The sequence below is a fragment of the Nocardia sp. NPDC001965 genome, from assembly GCF_053594175.1.
Genome location: NZ_JBSFDZ010000024.1, coordinates 84,025 through 93,469, shown reverse-complemented (window position 1 = coordinate 93,469; position 9,445 = coordinate 84,025). Strand labels below are relative to the sequence as shown.

At 66.9% G+C, this 9,445-nt stretch carries 12 protein-coding genes and 1 pseudogene; 4 read left to right on the top strand and 9 right to left on the bottom strand.

The window, feature by feature from the left end:
- On the top strand, positions 1-222 hold a 222-nt coding region (locus ACWCPQ_RS26530; RefSeq protein ID WP_449903627.1), incomplete at its 5' end, for a hypothetical protein.
- Between the two features lie 71 nt (positions 223-293).
- On the opposite strand, the gene ACWCPQ_RS26525 is transcribed toward ACWCPQ_RS26530, so the two are convergent.
- Together ACWCPQ_RS26525 and ACWCPQ_RS26520 are read right to left on the bottom strand one after the other, a co-directional pair.
- Positions 294-809, bottom strand: a complete 516-nt coding sequence (locus ACWCPQ_RS26525; RefSeq protein ID WP_449903624.1) for an AAA family ATPase — start codon at positions 807-809, stop codon at positions 294-296.
- Positions 810-1,092: 283 nt separating this feature from the next.
- Positions 1,093-2,124 (bottom strand): annotated as a pseudogene (locus tag ACWCPQ_RS26520) (MFS transporter); the annotation flags it as partial.
- Between ACWCPQ_RS26520 and ACWCPQ_RS26515 the strand changes: the two are divergent.
- Positions 2,123-3,127 carry a LysR family transcriptional regulator gene (locus ACWCPQ_RS26515; protein WP_449903622.1) on the top strand — a complete coding sequence of 335 codons (1,005 nt, stop codon included), beginning with the start codon at positions 2,123-2,125 and terminating at the stop codon, positions 3,125-3,127. The pseudogene ACWCPQ_RS26520 and the gene ACWCPQ_RS26515 overlap by 2 nt on opposite strands.
- Positions 3,128-3,189: 62 nt before the next feature.
- Here the strand turns inward: ACWCPQ_RS26515 and ACWCPQ_RS26510 are convergent, their stop codons facing one another.
- The 5 genes from ACWCPQ_RS26510 to ACWCPQ_RS26490 all read right to left on the bottom strand — a co-directional run bounded on the left by ACWCPQ_RS26510 (position 3,190) and on the right by ACWCPQ_RS26490 (position 6,471).
- Positions 3,190-3,396, bottom strand: coding sequence for a DUF397 domain-containing protein (locus ACWCPQ_RS26510; RefSeq protein WP_449903620.1), 207 nt, complete (start codon positions 3,394-3,396; stop codon positions 3,190-3,192).
- On the bottom strand, positions 3,393-4,274 hold the full coding sequence (locus ACWCPQ_RS26505; protein ID WP_449903617.1) for a helix-turn-helix domain-containing protein: 882 nt from the start codon (positions 4,272-4,274) through the stop codon (positions 3,393-3,395). The genes ACWCPQ_RS26510 and ACWCPQ_RS26505 overlap by 4 nt, the downstream gene beginning before the upstream one ends.
- 150 nt (positions 4,275-4,424) lie before the next feature.
- On the bottom strand, positions 4,425-4,772 hold the full coding sequence (locus ACWCPQ_RS26500) for a DUF1330 domain-containing protein (protein WP_449903614.1): 348 nt from the start codon (positions 4,770-4,772) through the stop codon (positions 4,425-4,427).
- Between the two features lie 97 nt (positions 4,773-4,869).
- A complete protein-coding gene (locus ACWCPQ_RS26495) occupies positions 4,870-5,871 on the bottom strand; it encodes a TIGR03617 family F420-dependent LLM class oxidoreductase (protein WP_449903637.1) in 1,002 nt (333 codons plus the stop codon).
- 132 nt (positions 5,872-6,003) lie between these two features.
- Complete coding sequence (locus tag ACWCPQ_RS26490) at positions 6,004-6,471, bottom strand: hypothetical protein (protein WP_449903612.1); 468 nt, start codon at positions 6,469-6,471, stop codon at positions 6,004-6,006.
- A gap of 57 nt (positions 6,472-6,528) precedes the next feature.
- Between ACWCPQ_RS26490 and ACWCPQ_RS26485 the strand changes: the two genes are divergently transcribed.
- Complete coding sequence (locus ACWCPQ_RS26485) at positions 6,529-6,936, top strand: hypothetical protein (protein ID WP_449903610.1); 408 nt, start codon at positions 6,529-6,531, stop codon at positions 6,934-6,936.
- A gap of 281 nt (positions 6,937-7,217) precedes the next feature.
- Here ACWCPQ_RS26485 and ACWCPQ_RS26480 read toward each other — a convergent pair whose 3' ends face one another.
- On the bottom strand, positions 7,218-7,685 hold the full coding sequence (locus tag ACWCPQ_RS26480) for a YybH family protein (protein ID WP_449903607.1): 468 nt from the start codon (positions 7,683-7,685) through the stop codon (positions 7,218-7,220).
- On the bottom strand, positions 7,651-8,283 hold the full coding sequence (locus ACWCPQ_RS26475) for an NADPH-dependent FMN reductase (protein ID WP_449903605.1): 633 nt from the start codon (positions 8,281-8,283) through the stop codon (positions 7,651-7,653). The genes ACWCPQ_RS26480 and ACWCPQ_RS26475 overlap by 35 nt, the downstream gene beginning before the upstream one ends.
- Before the next feature lie 184 nt (positions 8,284-8,467).
- Here ACWCPQ_RS26475 and sigJ point away from each other — a divergent pair, with 184 nt between their 5' ends.
- Entirely contained in the window at positions 8,468-9,391 is a 924-nt protein-coding gene (gene sigJ, locus ACWCPQ_RS26470) for an RNA polymerase sigma factor SigJ (protein ID WP_449903603.1), read from the top strand.
- The last annotated feature ends 54 nt before the right edge of the window (positions 9,392-9,445 follow it).

The following is a 9,445-nucleotide window of genomic DNA, read 5'->3' as shown; positions in this document are numbered from 1 at the left end:
GTCAAGGGCGAGAACATTCCGGAGCCCGGCATCCCGGAATCGTTCAAGGTTCTGCTCAAGGAACTCCAGTCACTGTGCCTCAACGTCGAGGTGCTCTCGGCCGACGGTACGACTGTCGGATTGGAGCACGGCGACGACGACGAGCTCGAGCGCCGGGCCACGAATCTCGGGATCACCCTGTCCCGGGACGAAACGCCTTCCATCGACGAGCTCACCAGCTGAGCGGGGACGGGCCGAACCGCACCGGCCCACCGGTGCGGTTCGCGGGCTTCGGCGGCGGTGTGGAGCGCCGCTCAGTCCGTGAGCACAGCGGCACGGATCGTTGCCACGTGCTCGGCGGCTGCCCCGGTGTTGTCGATCAGGATTCGGGGCTCGGTGAACGGCTCCCAGCGCCGGGCCCGCACCTGTGCCCAGGTCGGATTGCCCTGCCCCGGCCGATCGGGCTCACGTGCCTCGACCCGGCGGCGGTGTTCGTCCGCGTCGGAACAGATCACCTCCACCCAGTGCAGTCGAACCTGCGCTCCGCGTGCCAGGCCGGTCCACATCGCCCTGGCCTCCCGCAGGTTGTTGCAGGCGTCGACGACGACGGTGCGCCCACCGAGTAGCTGGTCCTCGGCCACCCAGGACGCCGCGACGTAGCCGACAGGATTGTCCTCGAACGGCATCAGTGTCGATACGATCGCCGCCTCGAACGTATCGATACGCAGGAATGTCGCCGCGAGTTCGTCGGCCAGCGCACGGGCCAGAGTGGTCTTTCCACAGCCCGGCAGACCGGCGAACACCACCAGATGAGTCGCACCGGTCGCCATAGGACGATCCTAGGTGGCCGCGCCGGGCACTGCGGGTACCGGGCATTCTGCCTCCGCACGGCCCGATCACCCCCCGCCCGCACACCTCGGTCGCCTCCGTGCCGACGGGCTCGGGTAGCGCCGCCGGATCGGGAGCCACGGTCCCGCCGGGCGCGGTGGCCAGGACGGCCGCGGCCGCCACCGCCGCCGACACCCAGAGCAGCACGGACAGTCCGACGTGGTCGAGGATCACTCCGCCGAGAAAGGAACCCAGCGCGATACTGCCGGTGAAAGTGCCGACGAAGAGACCGGTGACGGCTTCGCGTCGTTCGGGCACGGCGTGGACGGCCCAGATCTGGCTGCAGACCGAGACACCCCCATAGGAGAACCCCCACAGCACCAGTACCACTGCGGCGCCGATCGGGGCGGTGCCCACCAGCGGCAGCGCCAGCAGGGCGGCGGTGATGCCGGTCGCGAGGACGAGCATCGTCGTCCGGACGCGGCGCGTCGCAGCGGCACCCGCGGCGAAGTTCGCGGCGATCCCGCAGAGCCCGTAGACGAGCAGCAGCAGCGAGATACCGGCACCGTGAACGCCGGACAATTCCTCCACCGCGGGCCGCACGTAGGTGTAGGCGGCGAAATGCGCGGTGACCAGGAGGGTTACCGCGATCAGCCCGCGGCGCACCGCCGGAATAGTCAGCAGCGAAACGGAATTCCCGCCGGATCCGCCGTGCCGCTCCGGTGGTAGTGCGGGTAGGAGCACGGCGAGCCCCGCGGCGAGCACGAGAGCAGCCAGCGCCAGCGAGCCGAATGCGCTGCGCCACCCGGCTGTGTCACCGAGGAAGGTACCGAGCGGAACCCCCAGAACAGAAGCCACCGCGACGCCGCTGACGACCGTTGTCACCGCCCGCCCCGCGCGAGGCACGTCCACCAGCCGGGTGGCGAGTGCCGCCGCGAGCGCCCACACCGTCGCCATGGCGAATCCGACGACCACCCGGCCGAGTGCGAGCACGGCGAACCCCTGGGCGATCGCGGTGATCAGGTTTCCGGCGGCGAGCACGAGCGCGGCCGCCACCAGGACGTGGCGCCGATCCGCGCCGCCGATCAGCCGGGAGACGAAGGGCGCGGCCAGTGCGGCCACGACCCCGGTGACAGCCAGACTGAACCCGACTGTTCCCGGCGTGACGCCCAGTCCTTCGGACATCGGCGTCAACACGCCCACCGGGAGCATCTCCGAGGTGACAACGAGAAATGTGGACAGGGCGAGGACAGCGATCGAGGGCCAACGGCCGCCGGATCCGGCGGCGGGTGCCCGTGATTCACACACAGTGGACATGAATCCAGTCAAGGATGCCCGCCGGGGCGGAACAACAGCGATCAACTCATTGTTCGATGAGCTGAACTCATCGATCGCCGCGACGGAGGGAGCGCCGATGCCGGACCTTCCCGTCCGCGAGCTGGAATGTTTGCTGGTACTGGCCGAGGAACTGCATTTCGGCCGGACCGCGCAGCGGCTACGGGTATCGCAGAGCCGGGTGAGCCAGCTCGTCGCCGCACTGGAACGCAAGATCGGGACACGGCTGGTGGATCGCACCAGCCGCCGGGTGGCGCTCACCGACAGTGGTGCGGAGTTCGTGGATTCGGTGCGTCCCACGTACACCCGGCTGGTCGAGCTGGTCGACAGCGCTCGGCAGGAGGCCGGCCGAGCCACGCCCGTCCGGGTCGGCTTCCAGGGCCTCGCCTACGAGACGATCACCTGGACGCTGGCCCGGTTCACCGAGGAGAACCCGGGTGTGGCGCTGTCGCTCCGGGAGCTACCACTCGGTGACCCGTTCGGTGCGCTGCTGGCCGGTGATATCGATGCCGCCGTCGCATTGCTCCCGGTCCGGGAGCCGGGGCTCGCGGTCGGGTTCGCCTTCCCGCCCGCACCGCGGATGCTGGCGGTGAGTCACGGTCATCCGCTGGCAGGGGCAGGCTGTGTCGATGCCGAAGCGCTGGCGGACGTGGACCTCGTATCGGTGGACGGGCCCGCACCCCAGTATTGGCGGGATGTGCACTTCCCGCGCTTCACACCGCTCGGGAAGCAGATCGCCGGTACGGTCCGGGCGGCAACCCTTCAGGAGGGGATGACACTGGCCGCCACCGGTCGGTACGCGATGTTGACCTGCCGTCCGGTGGCCGAGCGCAACCAGCGCGCCGATCTGCGCTATGTGCGCGTCACCGGATTCGACGAGGAGTCCAGAATGGCGCTGATCTGGCGTTCCGCACAGCGCCCGGCGCAATTGACGAAGCTGACGGCATTGCTGGGCGCGCTCCCGGGTGTCGCGGAATCGGCGTGACAGCCCACCGGGAAACGTGCCGGAGCACATCCCGGTGTTCGACTCGAGATCGAGCGCTCCGCCTAGGGGCGGTCGGAACGACCGCCGGAGGTGCTACCGGTGAACACATCCCATTCGGCGGCGGAGAAGACTAGCGCCGGGCCGGTCGGGTTCTTGGAATCACGGACGCCGACGCGCCCACCGTCGAGGAACGCGACCTCCACGCACTCCTTGGCGCCGCCGCTGCGACTGCTCTTGAACCATTCGGCCCCGGATAGATCTACGTTCACGCTCGGTACTCCCTTGCTCTGTTCCGCAACATCATTCGCGTGGCTGTTTCGTCCAGCGCCGCCTTGTTGAGGGTCGCGAAAGCTCGCTTGTACCGCTCGACGATACCGAGCTTTTCGGAGTACATATCGCTGGTGTAGTTCTCGGCGTAGACGATTGTCGGTTCGTCAGGTTTGCCGGGTGTGTCCGCATCGAACTCCAGTACTACGAACGGTCCGATCTGATCACCGGTCGGCATCCCGGCCGCGAACGGCAGCAGCCGAATCGTCACATTGGGCTGGGTGCTCGCATCCGCGAGGTGCATGAGCTGGGCTGCCATTGTCTTGTGACCACCGACCACCCGGCACAGGGCTGTTTCACAGAGAATCACGTCGAGGCGGACAGGACGAACCCGGCGAGTTATGAGCCGCTGGCGGAGGATCCGGGGCTCGATCCGGTTGGTGATCTCCTCTTCTGTCTCGTGGGGAAAGGCATTCTGGATGAGCACTCGGGCGTACTCACGCGTCTGGAGCAGACCGGGGATCAGATCAGGCTGGTAGCTGACGAGCCGACGGGCTCCGGACTCCATTCCCATGTAGACGCTGAAGTTGTCCGGAATGACACCGCCGAACTCGTGCCACCACGATTTCTCCGCTGCTTGCTGTGCCAGCCCCCGCAACCCCGCCGCTTTCACCTCGTCGATCTCGTAGATCTCGATCAACCCGTCCAGATCACGGATGCGGATCTTCTGGTTCTGTCCCGTTTCGATGCGTTGCAGGCTGCTCTTGCCCCACTCCATGAGCGCCGCCGCCTCCGCGATGGTCAGGCCTATCGCCTCGCGCGCCTCACGCAGATACCGGCCCAGCTGCCGCCTGGTGATACTGCTGTCCCTATCCGTCACGAACGTCCCCTCTCCGCCGGCTGAATGCTCGGAATCGGAGACAATGCATACTCGCAGTTCAGCAGTGGCGCGCCGGTTTTCGCTGAATCTGCGGGTTCCCGTTTCGGATATCCGCGTGTCGTGGAGCGTGTCGCGCGAACCGGTCCGGCGCTATTCGGTGGGCAGCTGCTGCCGCATGGTCGCGGCGGTGATCGCCGGGTCGTAATCGACGGCGACCCCGTCGACCAGGATGATGTCGCCGTCGATATGCCGGGAGCGCAGGGGTGCGATCTCCCGGTAGGCGGGCGAATCCCACCAGGCCCGTGCTTCGTCGATCCCGGGGAACCCGATCACTACGACGAATCCGGGCCAGTCGCCTTCTTTCACCTCGTGCTGCGTGGCGTGCACGAGGAACTTTCCGCCGAACGGTTCGAAGGTGCCCGGGATGCGTTCGATGTAGTCGGCGATCTCGGGGTGCGGCTCGGTCGCTCGCAGGTGGCCGATGACGTAGGCGGTCATGATGTGGTCCTCTCGGTCTGTTCGATGCACCGATCATGGCCGAGCCGCGTCGGCGCGACGATTACCCCGGAGGTAAAGGGATCGGCTACCTGCGGGGTTATCGCCGCAGTGCGGTGGCCAGGGCGGAGATCTGGTCGACCGGCGGGTCGTAGCCGGGGAAGTAGCAGCACACCCGGTCCGCGAAATCGCCGAAGCGGCGGATGATCTCGGCGGCGCAGTCCTCCGGCGTGCCGCGTACCGCGAGGGTGTCGACCATGGGGCCGGAGACCCGGTCGAACATGGTCATGATGTCGCCGGATTTGGAGAGCGCGTTGAGTTCCGGTTGCAGCTGTCCCCAGCCCTCGACCTCGAGCACCGGCCGGTACGCCGGGGTCGAACTGTAGAAGGCCAGCAGGCCGCGTACGCCGACAGAGGCCGCGGACAGCTCTTCCGCCGAACGGCCCATGGCGACGATCACCTGCGGATAGATCGGGAATTCGGTGCGGCCGGCCCGGCGCATCCCTTCCGCTACGGCGGGCAGTGTCCGTTCCCGGAAATGGCGGTGGCTGTGGAAAGGCATCACCAGCAGGCCGTCCGCGACTTCGGCGGCGGTGCGCGTCATCAACGGTCCGAGTGCGCCGAGCAGTACCGGTGGGGGACCGTACGGATTGGGGCCGGGGACGAAAGTGCTCGGCATGAGGGTGTGCCGGGTGTGCTCGCCCCGGAAATCCAACGGGGTGCCGTCCTGCCAGGAAGTCAGGATCGCGCGCACGGCGAGGACGATCTCGCGCATCCGGGCCGCCGGTGGTGACCAGGTGGCGCCGTAGCGTTTCTCGATATGCGGCCGGATCTGGGAACCGAGCCCGAGCCGGAAACGCCCACCCGACATCAGCTGCAGGTCCCAGGCCGCATGGGCCAGATGCATCGGGCTGCGCGGCATGGCGATCGCGACATCGGTCATCAGATCGGCTTCGACGTGGCCGGCCACCGCGGCCAGCGGCAGCATGACGTCGTGAGGACCCTCGAAGGTGAACAGCCCGGCCGCCCCGGCTTCTACGAGGGTGCGGGCGCGTTCGACGCTGCGGTCGGGGCGCGCGTCCAACTGGAGGTCGAGCAACATCAGCTCATCCAAGTACATCCGCCGGGTTCCGGCCAGGGGTGCTGTCGGCACCGCGGCCGACAGAGGCCGGAGCGATCACGTCGATATCGGTATCGGTGCGGTGCCGGCGTCCACGGATCAGGTTCCGTGCGGTCAGTCCGATTGGTATTCGTGGTACTCCGATGTCGGCGGGCGGTTCGGCTGCAAGGTGACACGAGCCTCCAATTCCGGATACGGCAGGGGGTAGCCTCGGCTCGACAGTTCGACCCTGGTGGTGGGATGGGCGATGCCGCGTACCGGGCTGTACAGCTCGGTCTCGTCGTACAGGTACCTGGCGATCGACTCGACCACCTTCGGATCCGGGACGCCGGATCCCTGGGAAACCAGTATCACCGGATGGTCGGAGTGGGGGCTCTTCTCCGGGATGAACGGATTGTAGTTCCGGCGACGGTCGGCCAGGAACGCTTTGTACTCCGGGCTGCAGGCAATCACGCTGCCGAACTCCCGACCCTCCAGGCGCGCCGGTTCCGCACCCAGGTCGCCGTGGTCGAGCAGGACTTCCGCCTCGCGATTGTCGAACTTGCCGACCACGAGGAACGGTTTCGAAGGGGAATCCTCCACCAATGAGTACGGTCGTCTGCCACCGGCGTCGGACGACGTCGAGACACGGCTTGTGAAGTGACCGAGCATCTGGCCGTCGGCCCATCGCGCGGCGGCGCGGGCATCTTCGGCGTTCGCCGGGATCCGGATGCCGACAACTTCGCCGTAAACGTTGTGGAGTGGCAGGGCGATGACCTTCTCCGGATCGATCGAGATGCGGTGGCCGGTGACGGCGGTACCGTACAGACCCGTTGTGTCTCTTTCGACGACCGTCCCCTCGACTATCCGGCCGGTATCGCCGTCGGTATGTCGGGCATTTTCGGAATAGCGCCCCAACATGTTCGCTCTGTCGGAAACCCTGCGGGCCAAGTCGTCGGTTGCCGCGTTGAGGGCATCGGTCATCCGATGGACGACGAGACGCCCGGCCTCCTGCCATCGAACTATCTCGCCTGCCACGCCCAGATGCTTTCCGCTGCCACGTTATAGGGGTCGATCGCCCTACCCCTCCGGCGGCGGCGCCATTCGGAACGGTGGGGGTACCCCGCGGGCCGGAGTCGATTCGACCCGCAACGATAACGGTAGCCGTCAACCATTGACAGGAAAGGTCGAATTTCCATTCCGCCCCGGATCGCCCGATGCGTTCACCGAGTGGCCGCCCGAAAAATCGGCGAACCGGATCGTCCATCTCCGCGGTGCCATCGACGACGTGATCCACCGGTGGGTACCGGCCGCTCTCGGGCCGGAAAGCGACACCCTCCCAAGAAGTGTCAGGGCTCGAGGTCGACCACGCCCGCACCGCTCGCCATATCGAAGGGCACCGAAACCTGGTCGTGTGTGATCAACCAGGTGCCGTCGATCTTTCGCATGCCGTAGGTGACCCGGACCCACATACCGTTCGTCGCCTCCCCGTTCTTCAGGGTGCCGCTGAGCCGGGCGAAACCGTGTCCGAAGGCCACGTCGTCGCCCACGGTGAAGGTCAGATCGCGAATCTCGTAGGTCACGCTCTCGAAGAACAGGAACACTTTCGCCCAGTTCTCGAGTTTCGCCGCTATCCCGACATGCTGGAGTGGCGGTTCGACATCGAAGGAAATGACATCGGGCGTGTACAGCTGCCGCAGGGCGTCGAGATCCTTGTCCCGTAGTCCCGCGGCTGCCTTGCCGATCTGTCCGCGGAGCGCGGCCTCGTCGGCCGCGACGCGGTCAGCGTGCGACCGAGAGCTGTGTGGTGTCGTCATGATCGGTTCCTTCGGTGTCGACGGAAGGGGTAGCGGTGGTGGGCCGGCGCAGCGGAGCCAGCGCGGTGCTCCAGGCGACGACCTGGTCCAGCATCGAGGTCAGTGCGGCGCCATGGTGTTCACGCGGTGTGAAGGTGGTGTGGTTCTCGAAATCGGTGAGTACCGAGATCACCACCTGATGGCTCACATCCGCCATACCCAGCGTGCCGCACACGGTGCGTAGCTGGACCACGGCGCGGGCGCCACCACCCGCGCCGTAGGAGACGAAACCGATCGCCTTGTCGGTCCACTCCGCGAACAGGTGGTCGATGGCATTCTTCAGCACCCCGGGGGCGCCGCCGTTGTACTCGGGGGTCACCAGCACGAAACCGTCGAACGGGGCGATCCGCTCGGCCCAGGCGCGGGTGTGGGCATGCACCGACGGTCCGAACATCGGCGGCACGGCCTCGTCCAGATGCGGAAGCGGGTGGTCGCGCAGATCGATCAGTTCGAACTCGGCATCGTCGCGCCGCGCTGCCGAGTCCAGAACCCACTGCGCGACCTGCGGGCCTTTCCGGTTGGGCCGGGTACTGCCGAGGATGATGCCGATTCTGGTCATTGCGGGTTCTCCTGCTCTGCTGAATGCGTCACGACCTTCCGACGACACAGCTCTCCGGAATGTCAGGCCACCCCGGTCGCTCGTCGGCGGTCGCCCCTCGCCGAGACCCTCCGACTCGCTCACATTCCGGCCGGTTGTTCCGTCGGATCAGGTAAGAGACACATAAAGACCGGAGGAGCCGACCATGACCGACCCGCATCTGCCCGCGGTGATCAGCGAACGTCGTCAGCTGATCAATCTCGCCTACCGGCTGCTGGGCTCCCTGGCCGAAGCCGAGGATGTGGTTCAGGAGACCTATGCGCGCTGGTATGCCATGTCCGAACCGCAACGACAGAAAGTGGCGGCACCCGGAGCGTGGTTCACGACCGTTGCGGGCCGGATCTGTCTCGATCTGCTGGGCTCGGCGCGTGCCCGCCGGGAGCGATATGTCGGCAGATGGCTTCCGGAGCCGATACCTGGCCGGTCCGAATGGCCGGCGAGCCCCGCTCCCGTCGATCCCGCCGACCGGGTCACCCTCGACGAGTCGGTCAGCATGGCTTTTCTCGTGGTGCTGGATTCGATGACCCCGGCCGAGCGGGTGGCGTTCGTCCTGCACGACGTCTTCCGGTATCCGTTCGCCGAGATCGCCGAGATCGTCGGGCGCACCCCGGCGGCCTGCCGCCAGCTCGCCTCGAATGCCCGGCGCCGTATCGATACTTCGCGCAACCCGTCGAGCGCTGCGCGCGCCGAGCGCGCCGAGGTGGTCCGGGAATTCAAACAGGCCTGGGAGTCGAAGGATATCGAGGCCCTGATCGGTCTCCTCGATCCGCAGGCGATCGCGACAGCCGACGGCGGCGGCCTGGCCCTGGCCTTCCTCGAACCGATCGACGGCGGCGAACAGATCGCCCACACCTGGATGGAGATCGCCGCCCGCGGCCCCGCGGTGACCCTGCTGGAACGTACGGTCAACGGCCAGCCCGGCCTGGTCGGACAAATCGGCGACACCGTCGTCTCGGTTTATGCCTTCGATATCGCAGACGGCCGGATCACCCGGATCTGGGCGATCCGGAACCCGGAGAAACTACGGCTGTGGACTCGGCCGAACCGAACGCGGAAGGCCGGGGGCTGAGTCGTTCGGACGACCACGGGGTTTCGAAACCCGTTCAGTGGCAAGCTGTTCTGT